Genomic DNA, 17,880 nt, shown 5'->3' with positions numbered 1-17,880 from the left:
TCTTCGAACTCGCCTGTTTTCCGTCTTTCTTGCTTCGCAACATCTGAGTCCAAAATGGCTTTCACTGCGCAGAGATGAACGGCAGCTTCGTCCGCATTCCTGCCAATTGCCGTTCGTGCAATCTAGTTGCCTCGATCAACGAGCCCAGCCCTAAAACTCGATCCCCACCTGGGCCTTGACCCCCGACCGGAACGGGTGCTTGACCATCTCCATCTCGGTCACCAGGTCGGCGAAACCGATCAGTTCCTCCTTGGCGTTCCGGCCGGTTATGATGACATGCTTCATCTCGGGCTTCTGCTTCAGGGTCTCGATGATCTCCTCGACCGGCAGGTAGTCGTAGCGAAGCACGATATTGAGCTCGTCGCACAGCACCATGTCGTGCTTATCGTCGAGGATCATCTCCTTGGCCTTCTCCCAGGCCTGACGGGCCGCCGCGATGTCGCGTTGCCGATCCTGCGTCTCCCAAGTGAAGCCCTCGCCCATCGTCGCCAGCGTCACCTGCTCGGGAAACGCCTCCAGCACCTTGCGCTCGCCGGTGCCCCACTTGCCCTTGACGAACTGCACGACACCGACCTTCATGCCGTTGCCGATGGCCCGGAAGATCATCCCGAAGGCGGCGGTCGACTTGCCCTTGCCCTTGCCGCTGTGGATGATCGTCAGGCCCTTCTCGATGGTCTTGGTGGCGATGATCTTGTCGCGCGCCGCTTTCTTCTTCTTCATCTTTTCGGCGTGCCGCGCGTTCAGTTCCTCTTCCGAGAGGTTCTTGAGTTTGTCCGATTTTTCAGCCATGTCCCGACAGCCTTTCCTCCGTTTTGCCGGCCAGCGCCTTGAGACCGAACCGCGCCGAATTGGAGCGCGGTGTCCAAAGACCCCTGTCGATCGCCTCTTCAAGCCGCTCGGCGATTTCGCGCAGGGCCGGCAGATTGTGCTCCTCGATGAACTCGCGCACGGCGTCGTCCATGACGAAAGCCTTGTAGACGGCCTCGAAGTGATGGTCGCGCACCGCGCCCGTCGTCGCCGCGAAGGCGAACAGGTAGTCGACCGTGGCGGCGATCTCGAATGCGCCCTTGTAGCCGTGACGCATGACGCCGGCAATCCATTTGGGATTGACCGCCCGGCCGCGCACGACCCGGGCGATTTCCTCATCGAGCGTCCGGATCACCGGTTTCTCGGGCCGCGAATGATCGTTGTGATAGATGGCGGGGCGTGCGCCCGACAGCGTCTCGACCGCCGCCGTCATGCCGCCCTCGAACTGGTAGTAGTCGTCGCTGTCGAGAAGGTCGTGTTCGCGGTTGTCCTGGTTCTGTACCACCGCCTCGACACCCCGCAGACGCCTTTCGAACTGCTGCCGTTCGGCCTTGCCTTCAGCCTGGGCGCCGTAGGCATAGCCGCCCCATACGAGATAGGCCTCGGCAAGATCCGCCTGTGTTTGCCAGCCCCTCTCGTCGATCAGCGCCTGCAGTCCGGCGCCATAGGCTCCGGGCTTCGAGCCGAAAACGCGATAGCCGGCCCGTTCCGAAGCGGATTGTTCATCCGCGCCCGCTGCAATGAGCGATTTCCTGTCGCTTTGCATGCGTGCCGCGACGGGATTGTCCGCTTCGTCCTCTTCCAGCGCGCCGACGGCACGCACTGCCTTGTCGAACAGCGCGATCTGGTCGGGAAACGCATCGCGGAAGAAGCCGGAGATGCGCAGGGTCACATCGACGCGTGGGCGGCCGAGGACCGCAAGCGGGATGACCTCGTATCCGGTCACCCGGCGCGATGCGTGGTCCCATACCGGTTTGACGCCGATCAGGGCCAACGCCTGGGCGATATCGTCGCCGCCGGTGCGCATATTGGACGTGCCCCAGGCGGTCAGGCCGAAGGAGGTCGGCCACTCGCCATTGTCCTGCGTGTAGCGGGCAACCAGCATCTCGGCGGATTTCCTGCCGAGTTCCCAGGCCGCCGGCGTCGGCACGCTGCGGCTGTCGACCGAATAGAAATTGCGCCCCGTCGGAAGCACGTCCGGGCGCCCGCGCGTCGGCGCCCCCGACGGGCCGGGTTCGACAAATCGCCCGGAAAGGCCCGCCATCAGCCCATCGATCTCGGCGCGGCCGGACCGCTGCACCGCGGGCCGCAGGTTCTCGTCGATTTCGGCGAGCACGGACGCCGCAGCCTTCCAGTCCTTTGGACATGCAACAGAGCCCGAAACGAGGGCTTGCGCGAGGAGTTCCACCCGCTCCACGGTGTCGCCGGCCGTGCGCCACGATTCGTCACTCACCCCGGTCAAAAGGTCCGGCCGCGGTCCCTTCCAGGGCGCCGCCATTTCGCAGTCGAGCGGATCGAACGAAAGGCCGAGATCGTCGGCAATGGCGCGCTGCAGGCTGGCGTCGCCCGCCTCGCCGAGGCCGCGCGGCACCCGCGCCAGGGCGCAGACCAGGTCGTCGAGCAGCCTGCCTTCCGGGGCCTTGCCGAAAATGTGCAGGCCGTCGCGGATCTGCATTTCCTTCAAGTCGCACAGATAAGCATCGAGCTTTGCAAGCGCGGTATCGTCGCCGTCGCTCTCGGCAATGCCGGCATCCATATCGAGGCCGATATCGCGGACGAGGTCGAGGATCTGCCCTTTCAGGAGCCGCAGGCGGCGCGGATCGCCGCCCGCCGCCTCGTAATATTCGTCGACCAGCGCCTCGAGATCCTTCAGCGGCCCGTAGCTTTCAGCGCGGGTCAGCGGCGGTGTGAGGTGATCGATGATGACGGCGGCCGTGCGCCGCTTCGCCTGCGTCCCCTCGCCCGGATCGTTGACGATGAACGGATAAAGATGCGGCACCGCGCTGAGCAGGGCCTCGGGATAACAGGCCTCGGAAAGCGCCAGCGCCTTGCCGGGCAGCCATTCGAGATTGCCGTGCTTTCCCATGTGCACAATGGCGTCGGCGCCGAACTGCGCGCGCAGGAAGGCGTAGAAGGCGAAATAGCCGTGCGGCGGCACGAGATCCGGGCAGTGGTAGCTTTCCTTCGGATCGATGTTGTAGCCGCGCGCCGGCTGGATACCGACCACGACGTGGCCGAAGCGGGCGAGCGGCAGGGCGAAGGCAGCGCGACCAGCGAGGAAATAGGGATCGTCCTCCGGCTCTCCCCAGCGCGCCTGGACCGCCTCGCGAATGATCTGTGGAAGGCTTTCGAAATAACTCTGGTAGGCCGCGAGATCGAGAGTTTCGCGGATGTCCCGCGCATCGACGGCGGCATTGGTGGGGCCGGCCATGAGGTGGCGCATCAGCGCGTCGCCGTCGCCGGGCACCTCGTCGAGCGCATAGCCAGAGGCCGCCAGAGCGCGCAGCACCTCGATCGTCCCGGCGGGCGTATCGAGCCCGACGCCGTTGCCGAGCCGCCCGTCCCGATTCGGGTAATTGGCCATAATGAGCGCGACGCGCCGCTCGCTTTCGGTACGCCGCCGCAGCCGGGCCCAGCCGGCGGCCAGCCGGGCGACAAAGGCGACACGGTCGGCAAGCGGCTCGTGGGTGACGATGTTGGCTTCCACCGCCTCATCGTAGAAGGTCGCCGATTTGAACGAGACCGCGCGGCTGAGCACCCGCCCGTCGACCTCGGGCAGCGCCACGTTCATCGCAAGGTCACGCGCCGTCAGGCCCTGCGCCGATTCTTGCCAGGCGTCCCGTGTCGAACCGGAGAAGATCGCCTGCAGCACCACCGCCCCGGTCGATTCCAGAACCGTCGGCTTGCGCGACCCGCCCGGAGACGAGACCGCAAAGCCGGTGGCATTGACGACGACATCGGGGGGACATCCTGCGAACAGCGTTTCGACGGTTGCGACCGAGACCGGATCCTTCAGGCTGGAGATGAAGATCGGCACCGGCTGCATGCCTTCGGCCTGCAGCGCCCGGATCAGTGCTTCGACCGGCTGCGTCTGGCCGCTCTGAACCAGCGCTCGGTAAAAACAGATCGGCACCACTGGGCGCCTGTCATCCCGGGAAACCACGTCGTCGATCGACGGATTGTCCGCGCCCGGCCACCACAGGCCTGATTTCAGCAGCGGCACCGCCGCCGGTGGCCGCTCCGAACCGTCGAGCAGCGCCGAGCAATAGTTCAGGAAGGAGACCGTATTGGGCGCGCCGCCCTCAACGAGATAACGCCACAACGCGTCGACATCTTCTGCGGCCATCGTGCTGAATTGGGCGAGGCCCGGATCCGGCTTGTCGTCGCCCGGCAGGGCCGCCATCAATATTCCCTGCTGGGTAGCGGCCGCATGCAGGGCTTCCAGCACGTAGGAGAAATAACTGGCGCCGCCGAGCGCCCGCACGATGATCAGCCTGGCGTGCCGGGCCGTCCGTTCGACATAGGTGTCGACGGACATGGGATGGCGCAGTTCCATCAGATTGGCCAGCCGGACCTGCGGCGCCGCCGCTTTCAGCGCCTGACACGCCTTGGCGAGACTCGCAAGTTCCGTGTCCGCCGCCGTCAGGAAGACGATCTCGCCCGGCGTCTGGCCAAGATCGACCGCCTCGTTGCCGTCAGAAATCGAACCTTTCTGGGCGAGCAGCAGGTGCATGGTCTTGTCAGCCCCGTGCAGCGCGGCGGATCGCGTTTGCGATCGCGGCCCGGTCGATGTCGTGCAACCCGATGACCACCAGCCGTGTCGACCTGTCCTCGGCCGTTCCCCAGGGGCGGTCGTAATAGCTGTCGATCCGCGCTCCGACGGCTTGGACGACCAGGCGCATGGGCTTGTCCGGCACATGCGCAAAGCCCTTCAGGCGAAGGATGTCGTGCTTTGCAACGACGCCATTTAGCGTGGCGATGAAAGCATCCTGATCGGTTATCGCGCCGGCATCGACAACGAAGCTCTCGAACGCGTCATGGTCGTGATCGTGGTCCTCGCCCGCCTCGTGCGCGGCCTCGTGCTCCAGCTCGTGATGCGATTTGCGGTTATCGATATCGCTCTCGCTTTCCATGCCGAGACCGAGCAGCACGCTCGACGGCACCTGGCCCTGGCGCGCGGTGACCATTGCCGGATTGCGGCGCGAGCGGCCGGCGATGTCGTGCCGCACCGTTTCCAGCCCGGACGCGTCGACAAGGTCGGCCTTGTTGAGGATGATGAGGTCGGCCGCCGTCAACTGGTCTTCGAAGAGTTCTTCCAGCGGGCTTTCATGGTCGAGCGCATCGTCGGCCCGTCGTTGCGCGTCGAGCCTGTCGTGATCATCGGCGAACCGGCCGCCGGCGACGGCCGCGCTGTCCACCACGGTGATAACGCCGTCGACGGTGACCTGCGTCTTGATGCCCGGCCAGTTGAAGGCCGCGACCAGCGGCTGCGGCAGCGCCAGGCCCGATGTTTCGATAACGATATGATCAGGCCTTTCCTCGCGCTCCAGCAGCTTTTCCATCGTCGGGATGAAATCGTCGGCGACCGTGCAGCAGATGCAGCCATTGGTCAGCTCGACGATGTCGTCCTCCGTGCAGTTCTCGGCGCCGCAGCCCTTCAGCACCTCGCCGTCGACACCCAGATCGCCGAATTCATTGACGATCAGCGCGATCTTCCGTCCGCCGGCATCGCCGAGCAGATTGCGGATCATGGTGGTTTTGCCGGCGCCGAGGAACCCGGTGATCACTGTGGCTGGGATTTTCTGACCCTGCATGTTGATTCAACCCTTCATCTTCAAAGGCAGCCCGGCCGCCAGGAAATAAACTTCATCGCATTGCGCGGCGATTTGCTGATGCAGCCGCCCGGCGTGGTCGCGGAACGCCCGCGCCATGGCGTTTTCCGGCACGATGCCGAGGCCCACCTCGTTGGAGACAAGCACCACGGCTCCCTGACAACGGCCCAGGCACACAGCCAGCGCCGATCCCTCGCGCTCCACGTCCCGGTCTGCCATCATCAGGTTCGTCACCCACAGGGTCAGGCAGTCGACGAGCACGGCCCGGCCTTCCCGGCAATATTCGTCGAGAGCGCCGACAAGCGCCAACGGCTCCTCGACGGTTCGCCAACCCTCGCCCCGACGCGCCTTGTGATGGCGTATCCGCTCATCCATCTCCTGATCGAAGGAGCGGCCGGTCGCGACATAGACCGGTTCGAGCCCGGAGCGTTCGACATAATCCTCCGCAAAGGCCGACTTGCCGGACCGTGCGCCGCCCAGGACAAGAACCCTGCCCGGTTTCTCCGGGTTCATTGTGCGGCACGTCCGAAACGGTCCATCGCACCGCCGAGCAACAGGCCGAGCACCACCCAGAAAAAGGCGGTCGTCGCCAGTGCCGCAACGGCGAATTCCGCACCGAGCAGCGCCGGAACATTGCTTTCGATGTCAGTCGGCTGCGGTGCGCCGTAAAGATGCGGAGCGGCAAGCAGCAAAACGCCGAGCGCCTTTGCCCAGGCCGCCTCCCGCAACACGAGGCAATAAAGGCCGAGCGCCGATAGCACCACGGTTGCGATCCACCATGTCTGCCGCTCGACAAGGTCCGCGGCCGGAAAGCCCGGCAGTTCCGGCGGCAGCCCGATTGCCGGCAGGAACTGGAAGCTCAGCCATCCGGCGGCGCCCCACAGGACACCGTTTTTCAGCGTGATCCCGGTGCCGGTAAGAAGGCTGACGGCCAGCAGGATCAGTCCGAATCCGGCACCCGTGACGAGATTTGCCATAAGCGTGCCGCCGAACCGATTGAGGCCGAACAGAATACCGCCCGCCGCCTCGGCATCGCCGTGTGCGTGGGCAGCCGTTACAGGCGACACGAACTGCGCCAGCCGCGACAGGCCGGGCAGCGGCGTTACGTTGCCATGGTGGGTGTCCTCGCCGCCCTCATACTGCTCCGCATGCAGGATAAGCGGCGTGACCTTGAGCTCCTGGGCACCGGTCATCAGTACACCCGAGAGCAATCCTGCCACGATCGCGGCAAGCAAAAGTCTGATCAACATGTCGGTTCATCCCCTAGTGGCAGGGAAAACCGTAGGAGTGGCGGGTGTCGTGCGCGGTGTCGTGCAGGACGGCCGAATTCGCCAGCCCGGCTCCATAGACGAGAAAAACACCCAGCAACAGCGCCGAGAGCGCGACCGTGAACCGCTGAGCCCCGCTCAGCGACAAAGTGGTGGAAACCGTTTGTGCAGCCATAGCAACCTCCGTGTCTGGCCCGGGAACATCCCATTTACGTGCGGGCCTGTCGGCCCTAGCGAATGGCAGGTCTCCTGGCTCACGGATCGACCGGCTCTCGCCGGTCAGGCGCACCCTCGCCTTCCCAAAGTGTTGCGGCGCAAAGGCGGACGATTCGCAGATTCCTAGAGGCGTCCAACCCGGTTCATTGCGCCGCCACTTCAGTGGCTTACCGCCGGACCATGAATCAATTCGTGAAATCGAATATCACGTGGACCGGGGTCGGGATTGCCCATCCGCTCTACAGTCGCGGGGTCGGCTGCGATTGAGGCGCCCGGTTTGGGTCCACCCGTCACATTCCCTTTTGATCCCTCTGGCTTCGCCGTACGGGACCATTCGCAATTCAAAGTGATAGGCTTGATTGGCGACGGCTGTCAATCGCGTTTGCGCCATGCACCGTGTTTACAGCGAAACCTCGGCACCTGCTGCAAGTGTCAGGCAGCCGTGGGCAGATCGAATTGCCCCTCACCGCAGCTGATGCGGTTGCGGCCGTCTTTCTTGGACTTGTACGTCAGAAGGTCCGCCTGGCGCAGTGCGGTCTCGAAGTATTCGCCGCCCTCGTAGCGCACCAGCCCGATGCTGACCGTCAGCCGGATTTCCTGTCTGTCATAAAGGAAGACATTGCGTTCGACCGCGTGTCGGAGCCGCTGAGCGACCTGCAGGGCCTCATGTTCCGTTCCGCGGCTGAGCGCAACGGCAAATTCCTCGCCGCCCATGCGCGCCACCGCGTCCTCGGGCCTCAGGTTCACCCGGAAGAGGTCCGCCAGCTGGATCAGGATCGCATCGCCCGCGTCATGCCCGAACCTGTCGTTGACCTGCTTGAAATGGTCAAGATCGATAACGAGCAGGGCCCTGCTGTTTATCGCCTGATCCGACTCGTCCACATCCACCGCCGTGTGCAGATCGACAAAGGCCCGCCGGTTGAGAAGGCCGGTCAGCGCATCGGTCCGTGAAAGCAGGCGAAAATACTCGGCGGCAAGATCCGCGCGGGCCTGAAGAAGGACGACGTAGATCACGAAGGGAACGGCGACGATGACGGTGATTTTCAGGCAAAGAAGCACATTGGCGATCCGCTCGGCACCGGAAAGCTCGGGGTAGAAATAACCGTTGACGCCCTGGGCGAAAAACACGATCGCCACAAGCAGCAGCAGGGACCGGACAACGATCGAGCGAGTCCGCTTCCTGACAACGCTGAGAAATGACAAATCCGGGTATGCCACCCCGTTCCCCCAAACAAGCGTTACACATACCGACGGCGCAATGCGCCGACCCGGCCACTGGTTTGGTCCATATGCGCGAACGCCTGCGTTGCGGCGAGTGCCGGCCCAGGGGCACGGCACCTTTCATTCGCCGGCCGGAGGCAAACTTGCATCCGGCAGTTTCCCGCCCTGAAAAAGGCGCGAATGCGGTCAGCGTCATATTGACCGTTTCAACCAACAGCACACTAGAACGAATTCGCAAATATGCCTTTAGGAAACGCGGTTAGCGGTGCGTTAAAGAAGATCTTCAAATCCGGGCAGTTGCGGGCTGACAAGCTCCGCCAGTTTCCCGGCAATGCTGTCCAGCGCGCTGTCCACCTCGGCGCGGTAGTTTGTTCCGCTGTTTTCGATGCCGAGGCCTGCCAGGTAACCGCGGCGAAAAGCATCGCCCGCAAAAAGGCCGTGGAGGTAGGTCCCCGCAACGCGACCGTCCGACGAAATCGCGCCGTCGTCACGCCCGTCGACCACGGCAAAGGGCCGCAGGCAGTCGGGACCCTCCGTCCTGCCGAGATGGATCTCGTATCCGGACAGTGGAACACCGAGTTCGGCGCTCGTCGCGGTGACATTTCGAACCGTCTTTTCCGGCTCCATTACAGTCTCCACATCGAGCAGCCCGAGACCGTCGGCCTCGGTTTCGGCGCCTTCGATTCCATCCGGGTCGTAGACCGTGCGGCCGAGCATCTGGAAGCCGCCGCAAATACCCAGCACATGACCGCCGCGCCGCACGTGCCGGTCGAGTTGCCGATGCCAGCCGTTGCGGCGAAAGGCTGCAAGGTCGGAGATCGTCGACTTGGATCCCGGAATGACGACCAGCCCGGCGTCGGCCGGAATGTCATCTCCCGGCCGCACCATGACGACTTCGACATCGGGCTCCGCTGCAAGCGGATCGAAATCGTCAAAGTTGGCGATGCGGTCGAGCACCGGAACCGCCACTTTGAGCGCCCGGCCCGCGCCGCGCGCCATGCGTTCAAGCACGACGGAATCCTCCGCCGGCAGCCGGCCCGCCTCCGCGAGCCACGGGATCACGCCGAGACAGGGCCATCCCGTAAAGTCTCCGATACGGGCGATCCCGTCGTCGAACAGCGACACGTCACCGCGGAACTTGTTGATGAGATAGCCGCGGATCTGCTGCAGGTCCTCTTCCGGCAGGATGCGGTGCGTGCCCACCAGCGAGGCGATCACCCCGCCGCGATCGATATCGCCCACCAGCACGACCGGCACATCGGCGCGTGTTGCAAAGCCCATATTGGCGATGTCGTTCGCACGCAGGTTGATTTCGGCCGGCGATCCGGCGCCTTCTGCGATCACAAGGTCGGCGCCGTCGCACATCTCCTCCCAGCTTTCCATGACGGCACCGAGCAACTCGCCCTTCAAGGTCTGGTAATCCCGCCCTCCCGCCGTTCCCCGCACCTGCCCGTGCACGACGATCTGGGATCCGGTGGTCGACTGGGGTTTGAGCAGGACCGGGTTCATGTGGACGGAGGCCGGCACCCGGCAGGCAAGCGCCTGCAGCCACTGCGCCCGCCCGATCTCGCCGCCATCGTCGGCGACCGCGGCATTGTTGGACATGTTCTGCGGCTTGAACGGGCGCACCTTCAGGCCCTTGTTGGCGGCAAGGCGGCACAGGCCGGCGACGAGCACCGTCTTGCCGACATCGGAGCCTGTTCCCTGAAGCATGATGGCCTTGGTCATAGTCGTTGATCTAGCATTGCGGCACACATGTGCCTAGCCACCAAATGCCTGATGCACATGCATGAATCCCGGTTGCGGAGCAGCATCACCGGATTGTGCGCAGAAACGATAGCCGACGACGTTTTCAGGTCTTTTTCCGCATCTGCGGCGCAACTATATGGGCAATAAGGGCACGGATGTGCCATGAGAGCCAGTCAAGGAACGAAGCGATGCTTTATATCTTCAACAAAAACGACGGCGTGCACATTGCATGGAACGGCGAGACAGGCAGCACTCAAAAGAAAGAGCCTCGGAGCCGCAGACCCGTGGCAAGGACCGCCGCCTGGATCAGGACCCAATCCGCCGGGTAACCGGCGCCTTTGCGACAAGCCGAATGCCGCAGCCTCGTTGCGAAGCTGCGGCATTCTCTGACTAATCGTTTGTCGGAAAGTGCACGACGTTTTCGGCGAACCGGGTACCGGTATCCGCCGCCTCAGCCTCGGGGTAGTCGCTGCGGTCCTGCCCGAGCATCGCCAGATTGAGACCCTCGTCCTGGATGATCCTGATCAGTGTCGGCGAACTGGCATAGACACCGTGCCTTGTCAGGCCGCCATCTTTCACACCGGACAGGTCGACAACGGTTATGCCGAGCGACTGCCACGTCGCGATCTCCTTGCCCTCGCCGACCCTCGGTGTTCCGCGCCGGATGAACTGTGACGCCCTGAGTGCCTGGTCTTTGGACGACACGAACATCACGAACGGCTCTGGCAGCGGGTCGATCTTGCCGACCTGTTCCTTGAACACATCGTTGTCGATATCGGGCGCCGCAAGGACCAGCGCACCGACGGACCGCAGGAGCGGCTTGTCGCCGCTGATGCTCACCTGCCGCAGGGTTTCCATCGTCAGCAGTGTGCCCATTGAATGGGCGACAAGAAACGTGCTGCGCGCCTTCGAGCGCTGCAACAACTTCAGGGTCTTGATGAGTCCGTCCCTGGCGTACTGGACGCTGTCCCGGTCGTAGAGGTATCCCTCAAGCTTTCCGGCGGACGGCCAGGAATAGGTGACCGGCACCGCGCGGACATTGTAGTCCCGCCGCAATTGTGCGTGCCGGTAAACCGCCTCCCCGAATTTGGTGTTGTATCCATGCACGAAAACGAAGGCGACGCGTTCCTGCGGCGGGCGTTTGAGCATTTCCTTGTCGACCGCCGCGACGAAGGCCGCATCGCTGTCAAAACTTTCGATGCGCACCGCGCCGAACTGTTTCGCCGGATCCGGCGCATCGCTCGGACCGACAAGTTTGCCGACCTTGCGTTCCTTCGGCACCGACACCTCGATATCGACGAAATGAAGCCGATCGTCCCGCTCGGCGGAAAAACGCATCTCGTTCCTGCGTGTCGGCGCGCGCACGGTCGCTACGAAGACACGTTCGATATCGGCGACGTCCGTATCGACGGCCACCACCGGGACATTCCATTTCGAGGTTGTACAGGCCGCTCCGCCCAACGGAACAATGACAATACAGATCAGGCGGAACAAATAGCATAAACAAAATATGTCTTTGACTGAGAATAGCGCTGGCACGTGATCCCCCGCGTCAGAATATTCTCGCCCCCAGGTTGACAGGCTAAAGCAGGCGACCGGCAACCGACAACAAATTTCTGTAAAGAGGTGTCGAATAAATTGACCCGTGCCACATGCGCAACGGACCGGAAACCGGAACGTTCCGCCGGACGACCGGTTTGCCCTGTGCTGCATTGTGGAGATTACCGGGCTATCGGATACGCGATCACCGCGCTTCGGGAAGGCCCGGGCGCGGTTTGGTCACCAACTACGTGACCCTTCGCAAGTGACGCACGAAGATCGCTGGCACCCCGGTACGCAGTACCTGATCCGGAGCGGTCGGCGGTTTGCCCGCCGCAGAACTGTTCTACGGGAATAACGTTACCGGACGGTTATTGAGACCTTAATCAAACCTAAATTCGGCGATTTTGGGTCATTTTTTTTCCTGGCCGCGCAGGAAGTTTATGATGCCCGAGAAGTCCGTTCCGCCTTCACCGGCCGCGTTGAACAGCGCATAGAGCTGCATGGCGCTGGCGCCGAGCGGGGTTGCCACGCCGGCGCTCTGCGCGGCCTCCTGCGAAAGCTTGAGATCCTTGAGCATCAGTGCCGCGGCAAAACCGGGCTTGTAGTCGTTGTTCGCCGGGGAAGTCGGCACCGGGCCGGGCACCGGGCAATAGGTGTTTATCGACCAGCACTGGCCGGAGGACGTCGAGGCGACATCGAAAAGTGCCTGGTGGGAAAGGCCGAGTTTCTCGGCCAGCACAAACGCCTCGCCGACGCCGATCATCGAAATGCCGAGGATCATGTTGTTGCAGATCTTCGCTGCCTGGCCTGCGCCGCCGTCGCCGCAATGCACGATCCGGCCTGCCATGGGGTCGAGGATCGGTTCGGCCAGCCTGAACGCCTCGTCCGAGCCGCCCGCCATGAATGTGAGCGTTCCGGCCTCGGCGCCGCCGACACCGCCGGAAACGGGGGCGTCGACAGTCAGCATGCCCTTGTCCCTGGCGAGCTTGTGGGCTTGCCGGGCACTGTCGACATCGATGGTGGAGGAATCGATGAACAAGGTCTGCGCCCGCGCTTTTTCGAGCACATCCCGATAGACGGAAAGAACGTGCTGGCCTGCCGGCAGCATGGTGATCACCACATCGGCGCCCTCAACCGCGCCGGGCGCCGATTCGGCAATGGAGAGCCCGTGCGCCCTTGCCAGCTCGAGATTGTCCGCGACCAGGTCGAAACCGGTCACACTGAGCCCCGCCTTGACCAGGTTGGCGGCCATGGGGTTTCCCATGTTGCCGAGGCCGATAAACGCGATATTCGTCATGTCCGCTCTTGCCCTTTTCCGATTGCCGATCTAGCGGGTCAGATGGCGCGCGATGATAACCCGCATGATTTCGTTGGTGCCTTCCAGGATCTGGTGGACGCGCAGATCGCGCACGATTTTCTCGACGCCGTAGTCTGCCAGATAGCCATAGCCGCCGAAAAGCTGCAGCGCGTCATTGGCGACATTGAATCCGGTATCGGTCACATAGCGCTTCGCCATCGCCGACCAGGTTCCGGCATCGAAAGCCTTCTCGTCCAGCCGGTTCGCCGCCGCGTAAAGCAGCAGGCGCGCGGCCTCCAGTTCCGTCGCCATATCAGCCATCTTGAACTGAAGGCCCTGGAACTGGTTGATCGTCTTGCCGAAGGCCTTGCGTTCGGAGGTGTATTCCAGCGCCTTTTCGAGCGCCGACTGCGCGCCGCCCAGGGAACAGGCAGCGATGTTCAGCCGTCCGCCGTCCAGTCCCGCCATGGCGATCTTGAAGCCCATGCCTTCATGGTTGATGCAGTTTTCCGCCGGCACCCGGCAATTGTCGAAATTAACCTGGGCGGTGGGCTGGATATGCCAGCCCATCTTGGATTCCGGCGCACCGAAGGAAAGGCCCGGCGCGTCCTTGGGCACGACGAGGGCCGAAACGCCGGACGAGCCTTCGTCGCCGGTCCTGACCATGACGACGTATATGTCGTTCACCCCGGCGCCGGAAATGAACTGCTTCGATCCATTGATCACGTAGCTGTCGCCGTCCCTGACGGCACGCGTCTTGAGCGCGGCGGCGTCGGAACCGGAACCCGGCTCCGTCAGGCAGTAGCTGGCGACCTGCTCCATCGAGGTCAGTCCGGGAAGAAACCGCTCGCGCAATTCCTGGGAGCCGAACTCGTCGATCATCCAGGCGGCCATGTTGTGGATCGATATAAAGCTCGAAAACGCCGGACAGGCCTTCGCCAGGGCCTCGAAGATCACCACGGCGTCCAGGCGGCCGAGACCCGAGCCGCCGACATCGTCGCCGACATAGATCCCGCCGAGACCGAGCGGCGCCGTTTCCCGGATAACGTCGAGCGGAAAATGCTTGCCCTGGTCCCATTCGATTGCATTGGGCGCCACGCGGTCGGCCGCGAAGGCGGCGACCATTTCCTGGATGGCGCGTTGTTCATCGGTCAGACCGAAACGCTCCTCGCGAGATTCGACCACTGCGTCCATCGTCTGCCTCCCTGATGCCTGCCGCCGGGAGCTCCGGGAGGAGCTCCAGCGCATTTGTCGTCGGTGTCAATCGGCCGATCCCGCAAAAACAAACAAACGACCGTTCATTTCCATCAAGCATGTTTGTGCAGCCCGGTAAAGCCTGCACCGTGCTTTTTTGGTCACACAAACCTCTGGACCGGCATTATTGTTCCGACCATATTGTACCCGACACGATTTTTCCGCAAACTTGACGCAAAGCTCGGCAGGTACAGAGTGGGAGAGCGAAAAGTTCATGCGCCAAAACCTTGAGCACAATCCCGGCACGCGTTCCCTTGGAATGGGAAAAACAGCGCTGTTTGCACTGTGCCTTGCGGGTCTGTCGGCCTGCACCAGCACGAGTTCGGGCCTGACAACCGTCTATTACAAGGTCCCCGGCACCACGGTTGAGCAGATCAACGAGCAGATCGCCCGCCGCGGCCCGCAAGACGGCCACGCCATCGGCACCACCGAGACGCGCATGACGCCGCGGGTCAAGACTGTCCGCAATGGCGAGACCTGCCGTATCGAATCCGCCGAAATCGACCTTGACCTGCTTGTCACGCTTCCCGAATGGTCCGAACTCAACCGGGCTGACGGAAGGACACGCTCTGCATTCGAAGCCCTCAGCAGGCACGTCGAATGGCACGAGCAGCAGCATGTCGACATATCGAAAAAGCACAAGACGCTGATCGAGAAAGCCCTGGTCGCCATTCCGCCGCAGAAGACCTGCCGTCAGTTGATGACGAAGGCGCGATCAAAGTTCAGAGCGATGTTCGAGGCGCACAACCGCGAGCAGCGCGCCTTCGACGCGTCCGAGCGCGAGGCCATCGAGCGACGCCTGCGTTCGCTCGGCTACGCAAGCTGACGGCCGGCTGCCGGGCAGCCCCTATTCCGCGGCGTCGGCCGCTGAAACCGCCGCAATCTTCGCGGCGCAATACTTGAACTCGGGGATTTTGCCGAACGGATCGAGCTTCGGATTGGTCAGCCGGTTGGCCGGGCTTTCGTTGAAGCAGAACGGCATGAAGATCATCCCGTCGGCGACTTCCCGGTCGGAACGCAGAACGGCCTCGACAACGCCCCTGCGGGTTTCGACGGTAACCAACTGCCCCTGTTCCAGTCCCTGGCGCTCAATTTCATAAGGGTTCATGACCGCGATGCCCTGCGGCTCGATCTCGTCCAGAACCCCGGAGCGGCGGGTCATGGCGCCGGTGTGCCAGTGCTCAAGCAGCCGGCCCGTCGTCAGCACCAGCGGGAACTGCTCGTCCGGCACTTCGTCCGGCGGCAGCAGGTCGGCGGGAACGATTTTTCCGCGTCCGTCGGCCGTCGGGAAACCTTCCCGGAAGATCACCTCGTTGCCGGGTTGGTCGACCGCGTCGGCCGGGTAGGTCACCGCGTCTTCCCGTTCGATCCGCTCCCACGGGATATTGTCGAGGGACGGCATGACCGACGCCATCTCGTCGTAGACATCGGAGATATCGCCGTAGTCCCAGCCAAGCCCGATGCCCCTGGCGAGAGCGGCAATCAGTTCCCAGTCCTGACGCGCTTCGCCGGGCGGATCGATCGCCGGCCGGCCGATCTGCACCTGGCGGTTGGTATTCGTATAGGTGCCGAGCTTTTCAGCATGCGCCGACGCCGGCAGAACGACATCGGCGTGCCATGCCGTTTCCGTGAGGAATATGTCCTGCACCACCAGGTGATCGAGGGCGGCGAGCGCTGCGCGCGCGTGCTGCTGGTCCGGGTCGGACATCGCCGGGTTCTCGCCCATGATGTACATGCCCTTGATTTTGCCTTCGAGGATCGCATCGACGATCTCGACCACGGTCAGGCCTTTGACGGGATCCAGTGAGCGTCCCCAAAGATCCTCGAATCCGCCCCGGATATCGGCGTTTTCGACCGACTTGTAGTCCGGATAGAACATCGGGATGAGACCGGCATCGGAGGCACCCTGGACATTGTTCTGACCGCGCAGCGGGTGCAGTCCGGTGCCCGGCCGCCCGACATGGCCGGTCGTCAGTGCCAACGCGATGAGACAGCGCGAATTGTCCGTGCCGTGGGTGTGTTGGGAAATCCCCATGCCCCAGAAGATGATGGAGCGCTCCGAAGTCGCGTAGACCCGCGCAACGGTCCGCAGCGTTTCGGCATCGATGCCGCAGACCTCGGCCATGGCCTCGGGCGTGAAATCCTTGACCTTCTCCTTCAGCGCTTCGAAGCCGGAGACATTGGCCTGGATATATTGCTCGTCGTAGAGCTGCTCCGTGACGATCACGTTGAGCATGGCGTTCAGCATGGCGACGTCACTGCCGGGCTTGAACTGTACCGGGTGCGTCGCGTGGCGCATCAGGCCCTGCCGCCGCGGATCCATGACGATGAGCTGCTTGCCCTGCTTGACCGCCTGCTTGAAATAGGTCGCGGCCACCGGGTGGTTGGTCGCCGGCCGGGCACCGATAACGACGATGCAATCGGACTTCATCGCGTCGGTGAACGGCGCGGAGACGGCGCCGGAGCCGACGCCTTCCAGAAGCGCGGCGACGGAGGACGCGTGGCACAGGCGCGTGCAATGGTCGACATTGTTGGTCCCGAAACCCTCGCGAATGAGCTTCTGGAAGAGATAAGCCTCCTCGTTCGAACCCTTGGCGGAACCGAAGCCGGCGAGCGCGCTGCCGCCATCGCTCTCGAGGATGGTCTTGAGGCCGGTGGCGGCCCTCTCAAGAGCCTCGTCCCAGCTCGCCTCACGGAAAACCGTCATCGGATCGGCGCCGCGCAGGTCCATATCGCCAGCCTTCGGCGCATCGTCTCGGCGTATCAGCGGTTTTGTGAGCCGGTCGGGCGAATGCACATAATCGAAGCCGAAGCGTCCCTTGACGCAAAGCCGGTTCTCGTTCGCCGGGCCGTTGCGGCCGTCGACCTGGACGATGCGATTGTCCTTGACGGCAACGCTCGTCTGGCAACCGACCCCGCAGAAGGGACACACGCTGTCGACCACCCGGTCGAACGACTGGACGTCCCGCCGGGTGTGGCTCTCGTCCATCAGCGACTTCTCGTAGAGCGCTCCGGTGGGACAGGCCTGCACGCATTCGCCGCAGCTCACGCACGTCGACAACCCCATCGGATCGTGGATGTCGAATACCGGCACGGAGTGGTTTCCCCGTCCGGCCATGCCGATAACGTCGTTGACCTGGACTTCCCGGCAAGCGCGCACGCAGGCGCCGCAGGTGATGCACGCATCGAGATTAACAGCAATCGCCGGATTGGAGACATCAAATCCGCGGTCCATACCGTCGTCGGCAAACTTCGAGGGGAAGCGCTGCGACCCGTTGATGCCCATGGACGATGCCCATTCCCAGAACGCCGACTGGTTGTCCGGGCTTTCCTCCTGTGGCCGCATATCACTGGCCAGCAGTTCGAACACCATTTGACGGGACTTTTCCGCCCGCTCCGTATCGGTGCGTACGACCATCCCTTCGGTCGGCTTGCGGATGCAGGACGCGGCGAGCGTGCGTTCACCCTCGATATCGACCATGCAGGCGCGGCAATTTCCGTCGGGTCGGTAACCGGGCTGATCCAGATGGCACAGATGCGGGATGCGGGTTCCTTCCCGCTTCGCCACGTCCCAGATACTCTCTTCTTTGGACGCCGCTACGGTCTTACCGTCGAGGCTGAACTTTATGTCCGTCATCTGCGCGCTTCCTCACCAAATAGCGAACCTTCGGGTTCTTATCTATATCGTACGCAA

At 63.2% G+C, this 17,880-nt stretch carries 13 protein-coding genes and 1 riboswitch; of the genes, 1 reads left to right on the top strand and 12 read right to left on the bottom strand.

Annotated features, from left to right (window positions below):
• Positions 1-150: 150 nt before the first annotated feature.
• From cobO to E4M07_RS01105, 11 genes are all read right to left on the bottom strand, one after another.
• The gene (cobO, locus tag E4M07_RS01155; protein WP_136656452.1) at positions 151-789 is read right to left on the bottom strand and encodes a cob(I)yrinic acid a,c-diamide adenosyltransferase; all 639 of its coding nucleotides are present in this window, start codon (positions 787-789) and stop codon (positions 151-153) included.
• Positions 782-4,540 (bottom strand): cobaltochelatase subunit CobN, encoded by a 3,759-nt coding sequence (gene cobN, locus E4M07_RS01150; protein WP_136656451.1) that lies wholly within the window; start codon positions 4,538-4,540, stop codon positions 782-784. The genes cobO and cobN overlap by 8 nt, the downstream gene beginning before the upstream one ends.
• Before the next feature lie 7 nt (positions 4,541-4,547).
• Positions 4,548-5,621 (bottom strand): cobalamin biosynthesis protein CobW, encoded by a 1,074-nt coding sequence (cobW, locus tag E4M07_RS01145; protein ID WP_136656450.1) that lies wholly within the window; start codon positions 5,619-5,621, stop codon positions 4,548-4,550.
• Between the two features lie 6 nt (positions 5,622-5,627).
• Positions 5,628-6,152, bottom strand: a complete 525-nt coding sequence (gene cobU, locus E4M07_RS01140; RefSeq protein WP_136656449.1) for a bifunctional adenosylcobinamide kinase/adenosylcobinamide-phosphate guanylyltransferase — start codon at positions 6,150-6,152, stop codon at positions 5,628-5,630.
• Entirely contained in the window at positions 6,149-6,889 is a 741-nt protein-coding gene (locus E4M07_RS01135) for a CbtA family protein (RefSeq protein WP_136656448.1), read from the bottom strand. The genes cobU and E4M07_RS01135 overlap by 4 nt, the downstream gene beginning before the upstream one ends.
• A gap of 13 nt (positions 6,890-6,902) precedes the next feature.
• Positions 6,903-7,082 (bottom strand): CbtB-domain containing protein, encoded by a 180-nt coding sequence (locus E4M07_RS01130; RefSeq protein ID WP_136656447.1) that lies wholly within the window; start codon positions 7,080-7,082, stop codon positions 6,903-6,905.
• 46 nt (positions 7,083-7,128) lie between these two features.
• A riboswitch (cobalamin riboswitch) is annotated at positions 7,129-7,473 on the bottom strand.
• An 82-nt stretch (positions 7,474-7,555) separates the two neighbouring features.
• Complete coding sequence (locus tag E4M07_RS01125) at positions 7,556-8,341, bottom strand: GGDEF domain-containing protein (protein WP_169054047.1); 786 nt, start codon at positions 8,339-8,341, stop codon at positions 7,556-7,558.
• A gap of 273 nt (positions 8,342-8,614) precedes the next feature.
• Entirely contained in the window at positions 8,615-10,072 is a 1,458-nt protein-coding gene (locus E4M07_RS01120; protein WP_136656445.1) for a cobyric acid synthase, read from the bottom strand.
• 411 nt (positions 10,073-10,483) lie between these two features.
• Positions 10,484-11,509: an alpha/beta fold hydrolase gene (locus tag E4M07_RS01115; protein ID WP_169054046.1), complete on the bottom strand. Its 1,026-nt coding sequence runs from the start codon at positions 11,507-11,509 to the stop codon at positions 10,484-10,486.
• 535 nt (positions 11,510-12,044) lie between these two features.
• Positions 12,045-12,932 (bottom strand): 3-hydroxyisobutyrate dehydrogenase, encoded by an 888-nt coding sequence (mmsB, locus tag E4M07_RS01110; protein ID WP_136656443.1) that lies wholly within the window; start codon positions 12,930-12,932, stop codon positions 12,045-12,047.
• 30 nt (positions 12,933-12,962) lie between these two features.
• On the bottom strand, positions 12,963-14,126 hold the full coding sequence (locus E4M07_RS01105) for an acyl-CoA dehydrogenase family protein (RefSeq protein WP_136656442.1): 1,164 nt from the start codon (positions 14,124-14,126) through the stop codon (positions 12,963-12,965).
• Between the two features lie 274 nt (positions 14,127-14,400).
• Between E4M07_RS01105 and E4M07_RS01100 the strand changes: the two genes are divergently transcribed.
• Positions 14,401-15,012 (top strand): DUF922 domain-containing protein, encoded by a 612-nt coding sequence (locus E4M07_RS01100; RefSeq protein WP_136656441.1) that lies wholly within the window; start codon positions 14,401-14,403, stop codon positions 15,010-15,012.
• Positions 15,013-15,033: 21 nt separating this feature from the next.
• On the opposite strand, the gene fdhF is transcribed toward E4M07_RS01100, so the two are convergent.
• Entirely contained in the window at positions 15,034-17,823 is a 2,790-nt protein-coding gene (fdhF, locus tag E4M07_RS01095; protein WP_136656440.1) for a formate dehydrogenase subunit alpha, read from the bottom strand.
• Between the last annotated feature and the right edge of the window lie 57 nt (positions 17,824-17,880).

This window comes from Nitratireductor sp. XY-223 (assembly GCF_004959855.1).
In the GTDB taxonomy this organism is placed as follows: domain Bacteria; phylum Pseudomonadota; class Alphaproteobacteria; order Rhizobiales; family Rhizobiaceae; genus Hoeflea_A.
This window is presented reverse-complemented; position numbering and strand designations above follow the sequence as displayed.

Coding starts and splice junctions, on each gene's coding strand:
- mmsB (WP_136656443.1), bottom strand. CDS start 12,932: ATGACGAATATCGCGTTTATCGGCCTCGGCAACATGGGAAACCCCATG.
- cobO (WP_136656452.1), bottom strand. CDS start 789: ATGGCTGAAAAATCGGACAAACTCAAGAACCTCTCGGAAGAGGAACTG.
- fdhF (WP_136656440.1), bottom strand. CDS start 17,823: ATGACGGACATAAAGTTCAGCCTCGACGGTAAGACCGTAGCGGCGTCC.
- cobU (WP_136656449.1), bottom strand. CDS start 6,152: ATGAACCCGGAGAAACCGGGCAGGGTTCTTGTCCTGGGCGGCGCACGG.
- cobW (WP_136656450.1), bottom strand. CDS start 5,621: ATGCAGGGTCAGAAAATCCCAGCCACAGTGATCACCGGGTTCCTCGGC.
- E4M07_RS01105 (WP_136656442.1), bottom strand. CDS start 14,126: ATGGACGCAGTGGTCGAATCTCGCGAGGAGCGTTTCGGTCTGACCGAT.
- E4M07_RS01120 (WP_136656445.1), bottom strand. CDS start 10,072: ATGACCAAGGCCATCATGCTTCAGGGAACAGGCTCCGATGTCGGCAAG.
- E4M07_RS01135 (WP_136656448.1), bottom strand. CDS start 6,889: ATGTTGATCAGACTTTTGCTTGCCGCGATCGTGGCAGGATTGCTCTCG.
- cobN (WP_136656451.1), bottom strand. CDS start 4,540: ATGCACCTGCTGCTCGCCCAGAAAGGTTCGATTTCTGACGGCAACGAG.
- E4M07_RS01130 (WP_136656447.1), bottom strand. CDS start 7,082: ATGGCTGCACAAACGGTTTCCACCACTTTGTCGCTGAGCGGGGCTCAG.
- E4M07_RS01100 (WP_136656441.1), top strand. CDS start 14,401: ATGCGCCAAAACCTTGAGCACAATCCCGGCACGCGTTCCCTTGGAATG.